This is a genomic window from Bradyrhizobium sp. 87 (genome assembly GCF_023073015.1).
Lineage (GTDB): Bacteria > Pseudomonadota > Alphaproteobacteria > Rhizobiales > Xanthobacteraceae > Bradyrhizobium > Bradyrhizobium canariense_D.
Genome location: NZ_JADPIQ010000134.1, coordinates 1 through 17,343 on the forward strand (window position 1 = coordinate 1; position 17,343 = coordinate 17,343).

The window sequence follows — 17,343 nt, forward strand, 5'->3', positions numbered from 1 at the left end:
GAGGGAGCAGTAGGCACTCTTTCCGTGCTGGGGCCGTCCCCTTCGGCCGTTACCGCCGTCGTTCGTGCCGCGGGCATCGCCTCGCGGATCCCCGCATCGCGATTCCACGCCGCTTTTAGCCGAAGCGCCGCGATCCGCCACGCAGTCCAGATTCATTTCAAAGCGATGCTGATACAGCTACAAATCGGCGGCGCCTGCAATGCTCTGCATCCGGCCCAAGCCCGCATGGCACGCTGGCTGCTCCATCTTCGCGACCGCGCCGACCACGACGTCCTCGCACTCACCCAAGAGGCGCTTTCGCAAATACTGGGTGTGCGACGAACGACAGTGACGCTCCTGATGCGCAACCTGCGCGCTTCCGGAGCGATCAGATCTGAACGGCGAGGAGAAATCGAGATTGACCCATTGCGGCTCGCAGCGGTGGCGTGCGAATGCCACGATACCATGCGTCTCGAAATCGAGGGGATCTTCTCTATGAATGCAGCCCGGTCTCGCGCTTTGGTTCTGCCGACGTAGTAACTGAAACGGGGGGATGCCGCAAACCATCGCGCCTTTCGGCGTGATAGCCCGTTATCCCGAACATGGACGATGTGGCCAATGTGCAACGGGCGCCTAGCTTCTCCACGGCAATGTCCGCAACCGAACAATCCCGCTCATGAGGTACGCGTACTATCGGCGCGCCATGTACTGGAGGCCTGTGGATGACCTTTTCAAACGAAAGATCAGACCTTATTGTCTCTTTGGGAAAGCGTGCGGCGACAGGTGTTGGCTGATCGCGCAAATGGCGGACGCTCCCGCGTTGTTGGCGACAATCTGCGCACCTATGCTGAATCGCTCCGTTCGGAAATGGATCGACGGGAGCTCAAGTACGCCTCAATCAGTTCAACTGAATGAAGCCGAGGGTGCCTTTGGGGCACACAGACGATGAGAGACATGCAAGAGCAGCTGGAGAACCTCCTCAAAGACGCAGCCGACTGCAAATCGATCAGCGATCTGGCCACCGACCTGCAAAAGCGAGAGTTGTTCGCGAGGCTTGCCGATCATCTGAGCGTGTTGGCTTCCGAGGTCGAGCGTGCAATTGCTGCGACAGCCTTTGGCACCAAATTGGAGCGATAAGAGGATATGGCCCGACACCGATGATTGGGAATCAGCATGCGATGAGCGGAGGAGGACATGACTGCGGAGCGGCCTCCGTGCGAGTGTGCAATCGCGCGCTCGCCTAGCCACTAGTCGGAAGGCCTATCTGCGCGTGCAAGGCAATCAGCTAACTTCGATCGTCAGCTGCGACCGCGGGTAGGCGTACAGCCCTGACCTTGCAGGATATCCCCGGCCAGCGCGCTTTATTACGAAGGCTGCGTCATGCTCATTCGCTATAGGACCTGCGTTGCCCTGTTTCGGCAGCCTCATTCGAGGCCAAGCAACGCCGCGCCCGCTCGATCTGGGCGCCGGTGGCCCCGTGATTACGGGCATACATCTCAGCCAGGGCCGCCGAATACTTAGCAACGTAGTATTTGACCTCTGAGCAAGAAATCCGCTCTCCCGGTCTGTGCTGGCGCGCAGCATAGGCTTCAGAGCTAAGCGTCATCAGAAACAAGGCAGCAGCGCCAATCGCACGCGTGACAGTCATTGTCATCCCCCGCAGCTACTAGGTTCGTTGCAGAGAGCAGGCCTGAATCGTCCCGATCGCGCAAATTAACAGTGGTGCGCTGGTGCAACGTGTTGTGGACTGTTGCTTTCATGCCCCAGCTTCGTGAGCACCGGCCCGCCTATGCTGGCGAACCCCGTACAAATCCAGGCTCGTCGACACAGATGTGCGACAATTGACGTCCCCATGTAAGCTGCATTGCGCAACGGGACAGGCCGCTCTGATCATCTCAGGAACCCAAGGGCGCGACACGCCGGCCGGCGCCGCTGTTAACGGGCACAAACCTCTCCCGCGCCGCCTGGGGAGGACCTCACGATGCCGACCAGCAATTCAACCCTCTGCGCGGATGACCACCGGTACGATCATCCTCTCTCGCTCCAGTCCATCTGGGCAAGTTTGAGCTACTTCCAGGAAGTGTCCTCGGACGTCGTACTATCTCACAAACGTTCGAACCAACGAACCAACGACACAGCCGCATAAGTGCAAATCAGGACCTGCAACTATCTCAAACTGCTATTTGAGGCTGTGGCCTGCACGGTCGACGGATCGGCCGATCCGCGCACAACATGAGAACCGAAACGCCAGCGCCGAAGCCAATCGACCCCGCGAGATGTAAAGGGCGCTGTCAGCGGCTGGCGCGCCTACATCCGATAGCTCTGAATTCTGAATGATGGTGACATTAACCACGGATTGTTACCACTGAGTAGGATGAAGGTCGGCGACCGGAATCAAAGGCGGTGCGCGTCCGCTTTATGAGCCAATCAGCTCGTGGGCCGCACCGCACAGCAATCCGGTGCCCAGACCACACCTGAGCCGCAGAAGCCGTTCGCATTCGAGCCGGTCCGGACGGCCAGCAGAAGTTGTGGCGACGAATCGGGCAGCATATTTCGAGTTCGATACACCGCTGAATTCGCCCGCCGGCTCGCGCGCGATCACGGTTGATGTCCGGCTAGCGCCGCTTCGGCTTTCTCGCCGTCATCTGCCTGGCGCCGCAGCTTACGCTGGGCAGAACCCCGCTTTTATGGCAGTGTCGATGTGGCCACAGAGCGCAACACAGTACCTCCTCACCTGACATTGGTCACGCGGAGGCTTCGGGGTTAAACCCAGTGTTTTGGGTTGATGCGCATGGACAGCAGGTTCCAAGTGCTATGGGAGGACGATGACCGCATCTTTTGTCGGCCATTGCGCCCGGCTTCCGATGGCGCATGCAGAACTGTATTGGCGGTACTTCCCAAGGCGAAACACGCTTCGTCCGGCCTCCTCGATCGTCTTGATCACGAGTTTGCGCTGAAAGACCAATTAGATGAGACCTGGGCAATGCGGCCGCTCGGGCTGAAGTGCGATGGTGACCGTCCAGTGCTGCTGCTTGAGGATCCTGGTGGCCAGCCGCTCGAACAGTTGCTTGGTGCGCCCATGGACATCGGACGCTTTTTGCAGCTCGCGATCGGCATCACCGCAGCCCTGAACAAGGTGCACCAACGCGGCCTCGTCCACAAGGACGTGAAGCCGGCGCACATTATGGTGAACTGCGAGGACGAACGGGTCCGGTTCACCGGGTTCGGTATCGCCTCGCGCCTCGCCCGCGAGCGACGCGCCCCTGGGCCGCCGGAATTCATCGTGGGCACGCTGCCCTACATGGCGCCCGAACAGACCGGATGGATGAACCGCTCGATCGATTTCCGCAGTGACCTCTATTCACTTGGCGTTACGCTCTATCAGATGCTGACCGGCTCGTTGCCGTTCTCAGCGGCACATTCCATGGAGTGGGTGCATTGCCACATTGCGCGAAAGCCAGTGGCGCCCGGCGAGCGGGTAAGCACTGTACCGGCTGCAATCTCGACCATAGTCCTCAAGCTGCTCGCCAAATCCGCCGAGCAACGCTACCAGAGCGCTTCAGGCCTCGAACATGATCTACGCCGCTGCCTGATCGAATGGGAAACCGGAGGCCGCATCGAAGAGTTTGCGCTCGCACAATACGACACGCCCGACCGACTGCGGATCCCTGAGAAGCTCTACGGACGGGACCGCGAGATTGAAGCCATGCTGGCCGCCTTTGACCGGATGATCAAGAGCGGCGCGCCGGAATTGATGCTGGTTACCGGCTATTCCGGCGTTGGTAAATCCTCGGTAGTCAATGAGCTCCATCGTCGCCTTGTTCCGTCCCACGGGCTGTTCGCATCAGGCAAGTTCGACCAATACAAACGCGATATTCCCTATTCAACGGTAGTGGAGGCTTTTCAGAGCCTCGTGCGGTTCCTTCTGAGCAAGAACGAAGCCGAGCTGACGCACTGGCGCCAAGCGCTTCATGGTGCGCTGGGCGCCAATGGACGACTCGTTACCGACCTGATCCCTGAATTGCGGCTGATCGTGGGAGAGCAGCCACCCGTCCCTGAGCTCCCCCCGCAGCAAGCACAGAACCGCTTCCGTCTCGTGCTCCGGCGCTTCATAGGGGTGTTCGCACAGTCCGAGCATCCATTGGCGTTGTTCCTCGACGATCTCCAGTGGGTCGATGCCGCTACGCTCGATCTGGTTGAGGACCTTTTAACCCGCTCCGATCTGCAATACCTGATGCTCATCGGCGCCTTTCGCGACAACGAGGTCACTTTCGCTCATCCATTGTGGTACAGGCTTGAGGCCATAAAGAGTGCTGGCGCTAACGTGCAGCAGATCATTTTAGCGCCGCTTGCCAGCTCACACATTTCGCGTTTGATTTCCGATGCTCTTCGCTGCGATTCGAAGCGTGCCGCGCCACTCGCGAAGTTGATTCACGATAAGACGGCCGGCAACCCATTCTTTGTGATTCAATTCCTTCAGGCGCTTGCCGAAGAGGGATTGGTCCGCTTCGATCATGACGCACGGTTCTGGTGCTGGGATCTCGCTCGCATTCGCGTCAAGGGCCACACCGACAATGTCGTGGATCTGATGATCGCAAAGCTGACCCGCCTGCCTGCCGAGACGCAGATCACGCTGCAGCGGCTGGCCTGTCTCGGCAACGTCGCCGACACGAGGACAATTTCGATCGTCCTCGATCGCTCCGAGCAGCGGGTACACGCGGATCTGTGGGAGGCCATTCGCCAGGAATTGGTCGAGCACCAGCCAGGAGTGTATCGGTTTGTCCACGATCGAGTGCACGAAGCCGCCTACTCGCTGATTGCTGATGATCAACGCGCGGCGCTGCATTTGCGAATCGGTCGGGAGCTACTGGCGCAGACCACCCGGGAGAAGTGGGAGAAGGCTATTTTCGAGATCGTCAACCAGCTCAACCGTGGCGAGTCCTTGATCACCTCGCGAGACGAACGCGAGCAACTCGCAGAGCTTAATCTGACAGCCAGCCTGCGCGCGTGGGAGGCGGCGGCCTACGCGGCATCGCTCAACTATGCCGCTGCCGGTGCCGCATTGTTACCAGACGACTGCTGGGAACAACGCCAGCAGCTTGCCTTTGCGTTCGAGTTGCATCGCGCCGAATGCGAGTTCGTGACTGGCTCGGTCCTGGAGGCAGAACAGCGCTTACAGGAGCTGACGACGCGAACCGCGACCGCTGCCGACCTTGCTGTCGTCGCGCGCCGTCGGGTGGATCTGTATACGGCGCTCAGTGAGCCGGACCGCGCGGTTAGCGCCGGTCTCAGCTATCTGGAACAACTCGGGATTCGATGGGTAGTCCACCCAAGCGATGATCACGTCCGACGCGAATACGAGCACGTCCGATCTCGGCTCGGGAATCGGTCGGTCGAGGAGCTATTGGATCTGCCGCTAATGAGTGATGCACTCGCACTAGCGACCATAGATCTTTTGACGGCGCTCATGCCGCCGGCGTTTTTCACTGATGCGAACCTTCGCTCACTGGTGGCCCTAAAAGCGGTGGAGATCAGCCTCGAGTGGGGGAACAACGATGCTTCATGCGTTCCTTACGTCATGTTCGGCGCCATTGCCGGCGCGCGCTTCGGCGATTATCAGGCGGGCCTTCGATTCAGCCGTATCGGCACTGAGCTGGTCGAGCGGTGCGGATTTTCGCGCGTGCACGCCAGGACCTACCTGAACTATGGCAACCTTGTCCTTTCATGGACCAAGCACCTCCAGCATGCCCGAGACGCCTTTCAGCGGGCATTTGAGGCCGCGAGCAGCAGTGGCGATGTCACGTTCGCGGCCTTCAGTTGCGCCAGCTTGAATACGAATTTCCTTGCGGCGGGCGATGCGCTTGCAGAAGCGCAGCGCGAAGCCGAGCACGGGTTGCAGTTGAGCAAGAAGGCGAAGTTTGCGTTGGTGGCCGACATCATAATGCCGCAGGTTGCGCTAATCCGTATGCTGCGCGGCCTGACGCGGCGTTTCGGCGCTCTGCACGACGACCCGTCCGACGAGCTTCGGTTCGAACGGCGTTTGGCCGCCGATCCGGCATTCGCGCTGCCCGAGAGCTGGTATTGGATCCGCAAGCTGCAAGCGTGCTTCTTTGCCGGCGACTATTCGCTGGCCGTCGACGCCGCATCGAAGGCACGGAGACTGCCGTGGTCACCACCGCAGCTACTCGAGACGGTGGAATACGAGTTCTATGCAGCGCTATCGCACGCTGCATGCTGGAATTCGGCACACCCCGAACAACGTCAAGGGCACCTTGAGGCCCTGACTGGGCACCACACGCAGCTCGATTTGTGGGCACAGAATTGCCCGGAGAATTTCGCGGACCGCGCTATTCTAACCGGCGCCGAGATCGCCCGTCTCCAAGGCAGAGAACTGGACGCGGAGCGTCTCTATGAACAAGCCATCCGCTCCGCTCGCGACAACGGCTTCGTCCACCACGAGGCGCTCGCTTATGAATTGGCCGCGCGGTTTTACGGCGAGCGTGGTTTCGAAGAATTTTCTGGCATCTATTTGCGGAGAGCGCGCGACTGCTATGTTCGTTGGGGGGCAGACGGCAAAGTGCGGCAACTTGAGGATATGCATCCGCACCTCAGGGAGGCGAGATCAGAGCCAGGCCCGATGAGCACGATTGGAGCGCCGGTCGAGCATCTCGACCTCGCCACTGTCATCAAGGTGTCGGAAGCGGTGTCAGGTGAGATGGTTCTGGAGACGCTTATCGAGACGCTCATGCGCACTGCCATCGAACAAGCAGGGGCTGAACGCGGTCTGCTGATCCTGTCGCACGACACCGAGCCGCGCATCGAAGCGGAAGCCACCACAACCGGCGATAAAGTTACTGTTGAAATGCGCAATACAGCGGTGACCGCGGATCTCCTTCCCGAATCCGTTCTCCATTACGTACTGCGAACTAGAGAGTGCGCGGTTCTCGAGGATGCCACGGTCGAGCCTCCCTTTGCCACGGACCCCTACGTTAATCAGCGCAACGCTCGTTCCATTCTCTGCATGCCCCTGATCAACCGTGCGAAAGTTATCGGCGTGCTTTACCTCGAGAATACACTGACGCCCTACGTTGTTGCACCGGCGCGAATTGCGGTGCTGAAGCTGCTCGCCTCACAGGCAGCAATCGCGCTGGAAAATGCGGCTTTGTACCGCGATCTCGGAGAACGGGAAGCGAGAATCCGACGCCTTGTCGATGCCAACATCATCGGAATCATCATCTGGGAGCTTGAAGGTTCGATTCTGGAGGCCAACGATGCGTTTCTCAGCATCGTGGGATACGACCGTGAGGATCTCGTCTCGGGCCGCCTGCGCTGGACTGACCTGACGCCGCCTGAATGGCTCGACCGCCACGAGCGATGGTGGATCCCGGAACTAAAAAAGATGGGTAGCGTGCAGCCGTTCGAGAAAGAGTATTTCCGCAAGGACGGAAGCCGCGTGTCGGTGTTGATCGGCATGGCTGCGTTCGACGAACAACGAGACCAGGGTGTCTCCTTTGTCGTTGACCTGACGGAGCGCAAACGATCGGAAGTGGCTCTGCAGGAGAGCGAGGAGCGTTTCCGGACTCTCGTACAGTTCTCTTTCGACGTGTACTGGGAATCCGATGCGCGGCATCGTTTCATTCGCCAGGAATTCGCCGAAGGCATGGTCGACGCACCCGCGTCGGGCTCTGAACTTGGTAAGACGCGCTGGGAAGTGCCCTACTTGGAGCCCGACGAGGAGGCTTGGCGCAAGCATCGGGAGACGCTCGATGCCCACCTGCCGTTCCGCGATTTCGAGCTCGCGCGCCCTACGCCCGATGGCGGCAAGCGCTACGTGTCCGTCTCCGGGCTACCGGTGCTCGACAAGTCCGGGCACTTCATCGGTTATCGCGGCGTTGGACGGCACATCACCGAACAGAAGCGGGCCGCAGAGGCGCTGCGCGAGATACAGAAGGAGCTTGCGCACGCTAACCGCCTCGCCACCATGGGCGAACTCACGGCCTCGATCGCGCATGAAGTGAGCCAGCCGATTGCCGCGGCATCCATGAATGCTGGTGCGGCCGCGCGATTCCTGGACAGAAATCCGCCGGATCTTGAGAGGGTCAGGGAATCACTGGACTGGCTTATGAACGATACCGCTCGGGCCAGCGACATCATCCAACGAATTCGCGATCTCATCAAAAAAGCACCGCCCCGGAAGGATCGCTTGGACATCAATGAGGCGATCAGGGACGTTATTGAGCTTACCCGCGGCGAAGCGATGAAGAACGGCATCTCGGTGCAGACGGAATTTGCAGACAGCTTACCGCTTGTCGAGGGCGACCGCGTCCAATTGCAACAAGTGGTTCTCAACCTGATTATCAACGCTGTCCAGGCAATCGGCACGGTCGCGAATGGAGCCAAGAAAGTGCTGATCACCACCGCGCAGGGTGCACCGAACGGTGTTCTCGTCGAGGTGAAGGACTCGGGACCGGGGATGAGCTCTGAAACCTTCGAGCACGCCTTCGCCCCCTTCTACACGACGAAGCCCAGCGGTTTGGGGGTGGGACTGTCGATCTGTCGTTCGATTATCGAAGCGCATGCCGGACGCTTGTGGGTGACGCGCAACCAGCCCCACGGCGCAATTTTTCACTTCACCGTACCGGCCCACCCTGCCGACGCTTCTTGATTATGGCAGGATTGCTGGTTCCAACTTCGAGCACGCACCTCGCGCTTTGCGATCGAGAAGATCAAGTCGATCACAGCCCTGCCGATCCCGGCCGCCGCGGCGGGGATTAAATCACCAAGCTGTCGGAGAACGGTTGAGGGATCACGAGGCGACTGGGCAAAACAGGTTGTGCGTTTTGCGCGCCTTAGCGTTGTCCTGCTCCAGGGCGGCGGGGATCGGCAGAACATCTTGACGCTCTTTGATCTCTGGCCGAGCCGAAAGGCATGAAGCTCGAGGCCGAGTGATCCATAAAGGTCGAACGCAAATCGCAAGCAAGAAGGAACGACGCGGCCACGGAGGGCTTCTGCTCCTCGTTCAAGACCGAATGGACAGCGAGCAAGATCTATTGCACTGCGAACACCGATATTCGCGCCAATGCGTCCCCACCGGCAAAGCCTTCGCGGCGATATGGGCCCCATGCGGCTTAAATCTGGCAGCGTGATGGATTAATTGCGGGCCTGGCCTCCGAATTCATAAGCTCACTTTGGCGGCAATACGCGGCAGCGCGCTCAATTAATCGAGCCGTCCACGTATCGCCGGGCGACGATCCTGTCCCCGGTCCGCGACGCAACCACCCGGTTGATGGGCGACGCTGCGGTAAGATTTGGGCCGGTCTCCACGCTGGCATGGCAATGTGAAAGCGCAACCGGTCGGGAGGCAAGATTGTGGATATGATGCCGGTCTGCGGGCCTGAGCGAGGGTTGTCTCTAGCACTAAGTTAAATGCTCCGCCACGATGAGGTCGAAGACGACGATCATCGCCACGACGATCCTCGATCGCCAGATCAATGTAGTGCTCGTGCTTCCGCGGCAAGTCATGAGATCTGACCGATAGCTATCTACAGACCGTCGCTAAAGCAGGTGGACAAGGGCAAGCCTGCGCGGATGCGAATCCTGCCTCGTAGCAAGCGCCGGAGCCAGGGGCTTGGACGGCTTAGCCGGTCCGTATTTTTGGTTAGTCTTAGCAGCCGCGATCGAGTGACCCGAGACTGAAATGGTCGGCACCGGGTCAAACAGGAAAGTGACAGGCAATCGGACGTTTTTCCGTCTGCTCGCTAGGAGCGGACATGATGGCGCTGGCCCGGCAGATTGGCTCCGGCCAAAAGCTGCCCCCGCCAAATGCAATTTTGTCCCTTTCCGGCTCCGGACGGCATCCCCGTATCGGGGTCGAGATCCTGATGCTAGATTTCCTTCGTCATCCCGGACAGGAGGACGACACGCCTGATAGCGTCTACAAGGTCATTGAACTGGTCGGTACCAGCGACGACTCGTGGGAGAAGGCCGCCGCAAATGCGGTCGAGCAAGCTGCAAAATCTCTCCGAGATCTTCGCATTGCAGAGGTCGTCAAGCTGGATATGCAGCTCGATGACAAGGGAAAGGTCGAGGCCTATCGCGCCAAGCTCAACGTATCGTTTCAAGTTCGAGGGCTCCTGAGCCTCAGCACCTCGCCCCATGCGCAGGGCGAGGAGGACTCATTGGAAAAGGCGCGTTGCCCGGTTCGCCTAGCCGGACACTGTGGCCCGGTCTCGGAAGTTGGCCCTAGTCCGACCGGGACCGATATGCTTTGATGCGTCGAGGCGTGTGGTGCATGGTGGCCTCATGTACATGGTCATTCGCAAGTACACCAAGGTTCGTTCGGTAGCGGACGCCGCTCGCCGCGCCAAGAGCGGCGTCGGCCAGATCCTAAGGCAATCGCACGGCTTCAGATCTTACCAAGTTCTGGATGCGGGCGACGGCGTTGGTATCGCCGTGATGATATTTGACGATCGCGAAAGCGCCAATGCAGCGAACGACAAGATACTCGCGTTTGTTCAAGCAAGTCTACATGACCTCGATCTTGGAGTTCCCGAAATCACCACCGGCGAGGTTTTGGTGAACATAGAGCCGAATGAGTTCTCGGGCATAAAGTAGCTGAAAACGCCGCCATTTGCGTGCCGGTTGCCCTCCTTTGCTCATGTCGTCGACTTGATGTTTCCATCTCGTTTGCACCGATCGCGCCCTGGACGCGCGTGCCGTCCGCCATGAATATGCGACTACGCGTATTCTCGAGGAGTAGCAGCCACATGAAGCAACATACCTTCGAAGCATTTTCCACCGCCGCGATCTACTGGACACCGCTTGTGCTTATGGGCACCGCGATGCCGCCAAGAGATCCCGATGAAGACGACGAGGACGACGAAGAGGAAGATGACGCCGACGAACCGCCGGTCGTGCGCGAGCCGGACGAAGACTAGACTGGCGTGTTCGGCAGCCGGCGCTATAATATCTCTCATGGGCTGGGATGCGAAAGACATAGCGCTCCTCAACAGGCTCTGGTCCGCAGGACAGAGCGCGGCGCAGATTGCGCGTCGTCTCGGGTGCAGTCGTAACGCGGTCTGCGGCATGCTGACCCGTCTGGGCTTGAAGCGCGGCCACAAGCCGCCCACAGCAACGCCCAAGATAAGGCCGCGCCCGAAGCTGAGGCCGACCTCGTCGGCTGCCTGCGCCCGTCCAGTCGCACGGAAGGTGTCGCGGAACGCAGTGCAGAGGCAGCCGCCCAAGGAATTCAGCAAGCAGCAGCTCTACTCCATGCTGGCAGAGGCGGTCAGAAACACTGGCTAAGAGCTCACCAAGAATGTGGTTGTGCTCCCGCAAGTCCCTGGCCCAGTTCGACGGGTTCGGCAGTCGTATACCCATCCCAAGGCTTCATCTGCTTGGAGTCAACAGCAGCGGTAGATGCTAGGCTGAACTTACTTGAGGTTGGCCGCCGAAAGCCGACATGTCACCGATTCAAGAGATCTTCGACTAAGCGGCACGAAGTGGAAGCCGTAATGCCGGATCTGGCCCTTTGAATGACCTGCCGTCGATATCGATGACGCCGCAACGTCGGTGGCGATCGTCGTGCGCTCGAAAAGCGATGCTTGCCAACGGTAAGGCGCTGCTTGCGGCCAACTCACCTGTTCCGCCGCGAGGAACGATTGCATCAGCCGTGCTTTAACCGTCCGCACCTTTAATTGTTCGATCAGCAGTTTGCGAAAGCCGCCGCCGATCGAAGGACCAGTCAATGCGCATCCGTCTCGTTGGTGGCACGGGGCTTGTTCGATCGGCAATCCAGGCCAGACTGTCCGCCGAAGGGCCCGAATGCGTATTGGTGTCGCGCCACCCACCGCACCTGATACGCACCACATCACCCTCGATATGGTCGGACCACCGACGCTTCGAAATGGAAGGACGCTCTTGCCGGCGTTGATGTCGTTGTCAATGCGGCGGGTGCCCTGCAGGAACGGGACATGCAGGCGGTTCATGCTGCTGGCAGCGTGGCGCGGGGGCCAATGCAACAGTGCGAAGTCATTGGAGGTCTCAGCAGGCAGTTGCTGGGCCCGGCCCGGACCTAGCAGAATCCCGCGCTAGCTTCATTGTATGCGGCGCGCGAACCGTTGGGGCTGACTGACATCAGCGCCGAACTGAACCAAGGCTGGAGCCGAGTGACTTCCGCAGTTTGCCCGAAGCTGCAAATCAGAGTCCTCTGCTCTTGTCGCCGTTTGACCCTGAACGGACGTGCTAGGCATAAACAGCTGGACGCGGCGTGGTGTGAGGTCTTGGCTTTGGTTTGCTCGGACGTCCGCATCACGGACTGACGCGCTCGCACCAAACCCCTGTCTTACTGGGCTTGATCGCAGGCCTGCAGGATCCGGACAAAATCAGCCATGCTGGATCGATCTTCAGCCATAGCTGCAACCTGAGTATTGGACACGCGTTGGCTTCCCCGTCTGAACCACATCAGGAGGTCGGCGATGTTTCTCATGGCGGACTCTCTGCACAAACTACGGCCGTAAGCGTCAGTTGAGCGGCGAAGCGCCGCTAGATCGGGAGAAGGGCCGGCGGGCGCTACGCCGCCGGTCTCGTCCCGCAACTGCCGGCTCGCAGGGCCGGTTCCGTTACTTTTCAGTCTGGATGTATCAGTAACATTAGCCCTAGGTCGGCGCCATCGCGCGCAGGTATGAAGTGACCATACTTAGGTAGACGTGGGTTAGTGAATCGGGATCGGGAGCCATCCCGACCGGCACCGTTCGAATTGGAGGCTGCCGCCGACCAGGCCATCGCTGCCTGCGGTCGAGACACCCGGGAGGCGGTCAAGGCGCTCATTGTCGCGAACGGCTTCCTCGAGGCGCAGGTCGAGGATTGCGAGCCTCGGTTTCCCCCGGCTACTCGCGCGGCCGGTTCGTCGTCCGCGCGACCGTCCCCCGAATTGATCAAGTAGGACCTCGAAACCGCCGTCGAAAAGGCGTCCTCGATCAAGCTGCAGATCCGAGCTTCATCCTCCACGACCAGAACTCGAATGGCATTACTCGCCTCGGCGACCGATGCGGTCGTCTCGCGTGACGGTAAGTGCGTTGGCCCGCGAATGTCGTGCGCATCAGCCGTCGCGAGCCGTTATTTGGAAGTCTACCGGTTGTCGGAATGCTCTTCGCGATGTGCGAGGCGGGTCGACGGCGCGGCTCGGATGCGGCCTACGGCAGTGCCGCCAGGTGCCCGGCTACGACGAGGTGGTTCAATTCTCGACGAGAGCGCCCACGCAAAAATTTGCCATGTGCGCGACGGCCTCGGTGCTGTGATAGTCACCGAATTCGGCAGTGGCCTCCTTGCCAGCGTACATTCGTGCGATTCCAGCGCCGCCAGGGTGATGAGGGGCCCACTCGGTGATGTCATAAACTTTTCCCGAGATGATGATCCAGCAGTCGTTCTGTGTGTTGTGCAGAGCGACCTCTTCGCGCGTGACGCGGCGCGTACCCTTCGCCGGATTGGCGGGCATCCAGAGCTTGATCCCACCGTACCTTACCTTGGCGGTTCGGCGGAAGTCCCACGGACCTAGCCTCTTGGCAGGCAACTCGCTGCCGATCTTGCGGGCGTCGTAGGCGTAGATCCAGGAATCGTCCTCGCCGCCGCGCTTATCGTGGGCAAAGGCAGGACTCACACGCTCATCGAGTCTCTCCAGTAGCGCCTTCTGCTCAGCGGTGTCCTTCGCTCGCAAATGGTCGAAGGCGAATTTGGATCCCAATTGAAAGCGGGTAGCGCGGTAATGCCGCACGCGTTCGTAGTGCAACAAGGCTGTAGGCACATCGCGCTGCTGAAGCGCAAAGGCGCTGGCAAGGGCGGCGGCGTCTTCGAAGGACTGAGCAGCTCCTTGACCGAATGTGGGAAGCATCGGGTGCGCCGCGTCACCGAGCAGGCAGATGCGGCCCTGCACCCAGGTTTCGAGCGCATCGCGATCATAGAGACCCCACTTGGTAGGACGAACGATCGCCCCCGACAGAGCGATGAGGTCGTCTCTGCTGGGATGGCCCGCGAATGCCTCGCCGACCTCGCGAACGATCTCCTGCTGACTGACGGGAAACCAGTCGCCCTCCTCCTGCTCGAACGCGGCGGACTCAGGCTCATAATGCGCGATCCACACGTTCAACAACTCGCCGCCGCGTACCCAGTACGTGGTCGCGCCGCTCCTATCCGCCCGATGGCGGTCCATGCTGAAGGAGTTGATGGGATTGTGGTCCAGCGGGTTACCGTTCGCTTTGCGGAGGGACGCAACCCCCGTCCGCGGAATGAGTCCTCGAAAGCAGGTTACCTCCGTCCAACGCTTGGGACGCGAATTCGGCCACGCCAGCTGTAACGTCGCAGAGTTGATCCCGTCCGCACCTACGAGAAGCTCTCCCGTGGCGGTTCGACCATTCGAAAAGGTCGCTATTACCTCGCCTGCGGTCTGACGCAGCTGCGTCAGTCTGCAGTCCATGTGCACCGCGATCGGGCATGGCGCGCCGCTGTCGATACCGAAGTCGGACACTCGCTTGTACAGGCACATCAAAAGGTCCAGCCTGTGCATGTGATGAAAGCCGGCGCCGTCGCCTGCGGCGGTGACATGATCGAATGGCCTCTTTGTCACGCTCCCATCTGCGTTGAACTGTCGTGTCGACTCCAGGATTGCCGCGCGGCCGCCGTCAATGACCCCGTCGGGGCCTTTGGAATCTCCCCCATCCAGGTCGACGCCTAGCCAACGACATATTCGCGCCCCGTTGGGCGGGATGTTCAACCCGGCGCCTGCGGTGCTAGGCACCTTCGTTTGCTCGTAGACATCGACCGATGCGAACACTCCCGACTGACGCAGCGCCAAGGCCGTCATCAACCCGCCCATTCCCGCACCGACGATCACTGCCCTCATCCATCTTCCTTCCGATGCAATCGAACGCCCCTCAACTCGCGGCTGGAATAAGTTTAAGGCGCCTCATCAATGGGCTCGAGACTAGCGCCGGGCTGATTGGCAATAAAGGATCTTGTGGCACGCCAAATAGAGTTCTGGAGTTCCTCGGTCATCGGCCTCCGTGAGCAAACACGCCGACCGAGCGCCAACTTCCATTGAGGATGAGCCAGTCGCGTCGGCTTGGCGCTGCGTTGCAAACCTCGGTCCTCGTCTACGAACCGACATTTGGCGCCGCCTTCCGAAGGGAGCGACCGGGCAGTGCGAAAGGTCGTCGGACCTACCCGATCCTTTCATTGGCCCTCGCAGCCAGCAGCCAGACGGTGCGGTATACTCGGCGGTACAGGCATCATCGGCAGCACCGGCACGAATGGCGGCGCCCTGGCGCCCGGCAGCGGGTCCGGTACCCTGCGGCCCAAGGCAGCCTGGTATTCACGGCAGCATCGAGCCATTTGGTCGAGGTCTCGTCGGCGAGCAGCGACCGCACCGATGTAACGTGCACAGCTACGCTTCCCGGCATCCTCGACTTCGAACGAATGCGACAGCCGAGGATAAAGCATGTAGCGCCCGGTCGCACAGGCAAGCTCGCGCTCCTGAAGGTGAAACCGCGCATGCGCAAATCGGTCGAAATTGCCGGCGTGGTCGTAGTGCAGATGCGTGAGAATCACGTCCTTGACGTGGGCAGCGTCGATATCGAACGCGGCAAGCGTCTCTACCGGGCAGCGCAGGTAATTTCGCCTGCGCTGCTTCGCGACGTCGGCATTGAACCCGGTGTCGATGACGAAGATGCGGCCGCCTCCCCTCGCCAGCCACACGAAATAGTCCATCGGCATTGGTCCAAACGCGCCCTTGATCATGGGCCGTTTCGCTTTTGCATCACCAGTCGCAGCGGGATGTTATGCAGGTTGGCGCGGCCTCGCACGGCCGGCTCTGTCCTGCCGAGCGCCTGGGCGATCTCGTCGGGTCGGCGCCCAGCCGCCGCCATCACCAGCAGCTGTTGATGCTCTTCCGGTGTCCACCTCCGGATCAACGGATAGCGTGACTGTGCCATCGTCCCGCGTCCCCAGCCTGTTGCCAGGTTATCGGGCTGCAATTGCTGAGTCGCGCTTTAACATATGATGCCTATCTCGCAGGACGAGGCGAGCGGATGGCGCCGGACTGAGCGAGCACAGGGCTTGGATGGAGGCTCCACGGCGGGGCAAGCCGGTAGTTTTCCGGGCCGTAAATTTTCGTCGGCTTTAATAATTCGAGCGAATGATCGCTCCGATGACCGGAGACCTTGACCATCAAGCAGAGGCCATCGCCGCAATGCGCAAAGCGGTCGCCGCGACCTGTGCTGCCGAGCGTTTGAAGTGGTTGAGGGCCGCTTTGGCGTGGAAACATCTTGAAAGCTTGGCGAAGGGCAAGTTGGCAGCGTGAAACTCCCCGCGAGCGGCCTGTTCGCTGGTCAAGACCTGGCGCAGTTTTCGATCATCTCCGCGAGCGCGGAGCAGAGGACGGGCTTCTCCAATCGGGGAGCATTGCGGAAGCCGCCCGGCAATCCATCGGATGTGTGGCCGGTCAGGAGAAAAATTGCAACCCGCGACCACGAGTGATCTCCGCCACCAGTTCAGTTGTTTCATCGGCAAGCCTCAGGTCGAGAATGGCCAGATCGAAGTCAGCCACCCGCGCGACTTCGATCGCTTCCTTCAGGGTGCCTGCTTCGGCGATGACCTTGTCGCCCAACTCCTCCAGCATGTCGCAGACCATCATGCGGATCGGCGCTACGTCCTCCACCACGGAAGATTGAGAGTGCGCCCATGCTCCGTCTCGTCGGCCTTGATATCCGCCATGCAGCCGGCCAGCTCCCTGGGGCCCTCGGATCGGCCTATGTTCACTTTTGGACACATTTTCAGGGAACAAAGCGCCGCAACATAGTAGGTTCAGCGTTCCGAGACGGAGTGAACATGACAGCGCCGTCGCCTCTCATCTTGGTGGTGGAGGATGAATACCCATTGCAGGCGGTGTCGAGGAAGCCCTGCTGGAGGCAGGCTTCGCGACTGACATCCTCTCGTCTGCCGAGGAAGCCCTGACTCTCTTCAGAAGCGGAATGAAGGAGTACCGGGCGGTCGTCGCGGATGTGAACCTCCTCAAGGGCACGCTCAGCGGCTGGGAATTGGCCAGACAGCTCAGACAACGAGAGCCGACGTTTCCCGTGGTCTACATGACGGGCGCTGCAGCGAACGATTGGGGTTCGCAGGGCGTCCCAAATAGCATCCTGTTGCAGAAGCCGTTTGCACCGGCCCAGCTTGTCACTGCGGTCTCGAAGCTCCTCAATGAGGTCCCACCGACGCACAAGTAAAAACCGCCGCCGTCACTGGCTCGCACAGCAAGCCAGCGTCCCAACCGTCCATGGCGGCAGGAACGAAGCTCGGCAATGAACATTTTTTAGT

15 protein-coding genes and 1 pseudogene are annotated in these 17,343 nt (G+C 60.2%); 9 read left to right on the plus strand and 7 right to left on the minus strand.

The genetic code is table 11. From position 1 onward, the window contains the following. Together IVB50_RS36040 and IVB50_RS36045 are read left to right on the plus strand one after the other, a co-directional pair. Positions 1-516: Crp/Fnr family transcriptional regulator (locus IVB50_RS36040; protein WP_247299676.1), on the plus strand; the 516-nt coding region annotated here is incomplete at its 5' end. Positions 517-924: 408 nt separating this feature from the next. Further along, complete coding sequence (locus IVB50_RS36045; protein WP_026233663.1) at positions 925-1,116, plus strand: hypothetical protein; 192 nt, start codon at positions 925-927, stop codon at positions 1,114-1,116. 247 nt (positions 1,117-1,363) lie between these two features. Here the strand turns inward: IVB50_RS36045 and IVB50_RS36050 are convergent, their stop codons facing one another. After that, positions 1,364-1,627, minus strand: a complete 264-nt coding sequence (locus IVB50_RS36050; RefSeq protein ID WP_007592736.1) for a hypothetical protein — start codon at positions 1,625-1,627, stop codon at positions 1,364-1,366. A gap of 1,137 nt (positions 1,628-2,764) precedes the next feature. Between IVB50_RS36050 and IVB50_RS36055 the strand changes: the two genes are divergently transcribed. The 5 genes from IVB50_RS36055 to IVB50_RS36075 all read left to right on the plus strand — a co-directional run bounded on the left by IVB50_RS36055 (position 2,765) and on the right by IVB50_RS36075 (position 11,283). Beyond that, entirely contained in the window at positions 2,765-8,644 is a 5,880-nt protein-coding gene (locus tag IVB50_RS36055) for an AAA family ATPase (protein ID WP_247299677.1), read from the plus strand. Positions 8,645-9,749: 1,105 nt separating this feature from the next. Further along, complete coding sequence (locus IVB50_RS42585; RefSeq protein WP_274535507.1) at positions 9,750-10,250, plus strand: dodecin family protein; 501 nt, start codon at positions 9,750-9,752, stop codon at positions 10,248-10,250. A gap of 31 nt (positions 10,251-10,281) precedes the next feature. Next, positions 10,282-10,593, plus strand: coding sequence for a hypothetical protein (locus IVB50_RS36065; protein WP_085350876.1), 312 nt, complete (start codon positions 10,282-10,284; stop codon positions 10,591-10,593). A gap of 152 nt (positions 10,594-10,745) precedes the next feature. Beyond that, entirely contained in the window at positions 10,746-10,916 is a 171-nt protein-coding gene (locus IVB50_RS36070) for a hypothetical protein (protein WP_166517563.1), read from the plus strand. Between the two features lie 37 nt (positions 10,917-10,953). Next, positions 10,954-11,283 (plus strand): GcrA family cell cycle regulator, encoded by a 330-nt coding sequence (locus IVB50_RS36075; protein ID WP_085350875.1) that lies wholly within the window; start codon positions 10,954-10,956, stop codon positions 11,281-11,283. A 128-nt stretch (positions 11,284-11,411) separates the two neighbouring features. Here the strand turns inward: IVB50_RS36075 and IVB50_RS36080 are convergent, their stop codons facing one another. The 5 genes and pseudogenes from IVB50_RS36080 to IVB50_RS36105 all read right to left on the minus strand — a co-directional run bounded on the left by IVB50_RS36080 (position 11,412) and on the right by IVB50_RS36105 (position 15,962). Next, complete coding sequence (locus IVB50_RS36080; protein ID WP_143275384.1) at positions 11,412-11,966, minus strand: hypothetical protein; 555 nt, start codon at positions 11,964-11,966, stop codon at positions 11,412-11,414. A 356-nt stretch (positions 11,967-12,322) separates the two neighbouring features. Beyond that, positions 12,323-12,466, minus strand: coding sequence for a hypothetical protein (locus IVB50_RS36085; protein WP_018458798.1), 144 nt, complete (start codon positions 12,464-12,466; stop codon positions 12,323-12,325). A 747-nt stretch (positions 12,467-13,213) separates the two neighbouring features. Then, positions 13,214-14,875 (minus strand): cytochrome b5 domain-containing protein, encoded by a 1,662-nt coding sequence (locus tag IVB50_RS36095; RefSeq protein WP_247299679.1) that lies wholly within the window; start codon positions 14,873-14,875, stop codon positions 13,214-13,216. Positions 14,876-15,429: 554 nt separating this feature from the next. Continuing rightward, a pseudogene (locus IVB50_RS36100) lies at positions 15,430-15,750 on the minus strand (MBL fold metallo-hydrolase); the annotation flags it as partial. 14 nt (positions 15,751-15,764) lie between these two features. Further along, positions 15,765-15,962 (minus strand): Myb-like DNA-binding domain-containing protein, encoded by a 198-nt coding sequence (locus tag IVB50_RS36105; RefSeq protein WP_051113050.1) that lies wholly within the window; start codon positions 15,960-15,962, stop codon positions 15,765-15,767. Positions 15,963-16,177: 215 nt separating this feature from the next. Between IVB50_RS36105 and IVB50_RS36110 the strand changes: the two genes are divergently transcribed. Next, positions 16,178-16,330, plus strand: coding sequence for a hypothetical protein (locus IVB50_RS36110; RefSeq protein ID WP_157643068.1), 153 nt, complete (start codon positions 16,178-16,180; stop codon positions 16,328-16,330). A gap of 141 nt (positions 16,331-16,471) precedes the next feature. On the opposite strand, the gene IVB50_RS36115 is transcribed toward IVB50_RS36110, so the two are convergent. Further along, on the minus strand, positions 16,472-16,690 hold the full coding sequence (locus IVB50_RS36115; RefSeq protein WP_018458793.1) for a response regulator: 219 nt from the start codon (positions 16,688-16,690) through the stop codon (positions 16,472-16,474). A gap of 265 nt (positions 16,691-16,955) precedes the next feature. On the opposite strand from IVB50_RS36115, the gene IVB50_RS36120 reads away from it, so the two are divergent. Next, complete coding sequence (locus IVB50_RS36120) at positions 16,956-17,252, plus strand: response regulator (RefSeq protein ID WP_346731165.1); 297 nt, start codon at positions 16,956-16,958, stop codon at positions 17,250-17,252. The last annotated feature ends 91 nt before the right edge of the window (positions 17,253-17,343 follow it).

Excerpts from the sequence above, each read along its gene's own strand:
- IVB50_RS36045 (WP_026233663.1), top strand. The coding sequence starts at position 925 with ATGAGAGACATGCAAGAGCAGCTGGAGAACCTCCTCAAAGACGCAGCC.
- IVB50_RS36050 (WP_007592736.1), bottom strand. The coding sequence starts at position 1,627 with ATGACTGTCACGCGTGCGATTGGCGCTGCTGCCTTGTTTCTGATGACG.
- IVB50_RS36055 (WP_247299677.1), top strand. The coding sequence starts at position 2,765 with ATGCGCATGGACAGCAGGTTCCAAGTGCTATGGGAGGACGATGACCGC.
- IVB50_RS42585 (WP_274535507.1), top strand. The coding sequence starts at position 9,750 with ATGATGGCGCTGGCCCGGCAGATTGGCTCCGGCCAAAAGCTGCCCCCG.
- IVB50_RS36065 (WP_085350876.1), top strand. The coding sequence starts at position 10,282 with ATGTACATGGTCATTCGCAAGTACACCAAGGTTCGTTCGGTAGCGGAC.
- IVB50_RS36070 (WP_166517563.1), top strand. The coding sequence starts at position 10,746 with ATGAAGCAACATACCTTCGAAGCATTTTCCACCGCCGCGATCTACTGG.
- IVB50_RS36075 (WP_085350875.1), top strand. The coding sequence starts at position 10,954 with ATGGGCTGGGATGCGAAAGACATAGCGCTCCTCAACAGGCTCTGGTCC.
- IVB50_RS36080 (WP_143275384.1), bottom strand. The coding sequence starts at position 11,966 with ATGAACCGCCTGCATGTCCCGTTCCTGCAGGGCACCCGCCGCATTGAC.
- IVB50_RS36085 (WP_018458798.1), bottom strand. The coding sequence starts at position 12,466 with ATGAGAAACATCGCCGACCTCCTGATGTGGTTCAGACGGGGAAGCCAA.
- IVB50_RS36095 (WP_247299679.1), bottom strand. The coding sequence starts at position 14,875 with ATGAGGGCAGTGATCGTCGGTGCGGGAATGGGCGGGTTGATGACGGCC.
- IVB50_RS36105 (WP_051113050.1), bottom strand. The coding sequence starts at position 15,962 with ATGGCACAGTCACGCTATCCGTTGATCCGGAGGTGGACACCGGAAGAG.
- IVB50_RS36110 (WP_157643068.1), top strand. The coding sequence starts at position 16,178 with ATGACCGGAGACCTTGACCATCAAGCAGAGGCCATCGCCGCAATGCGC.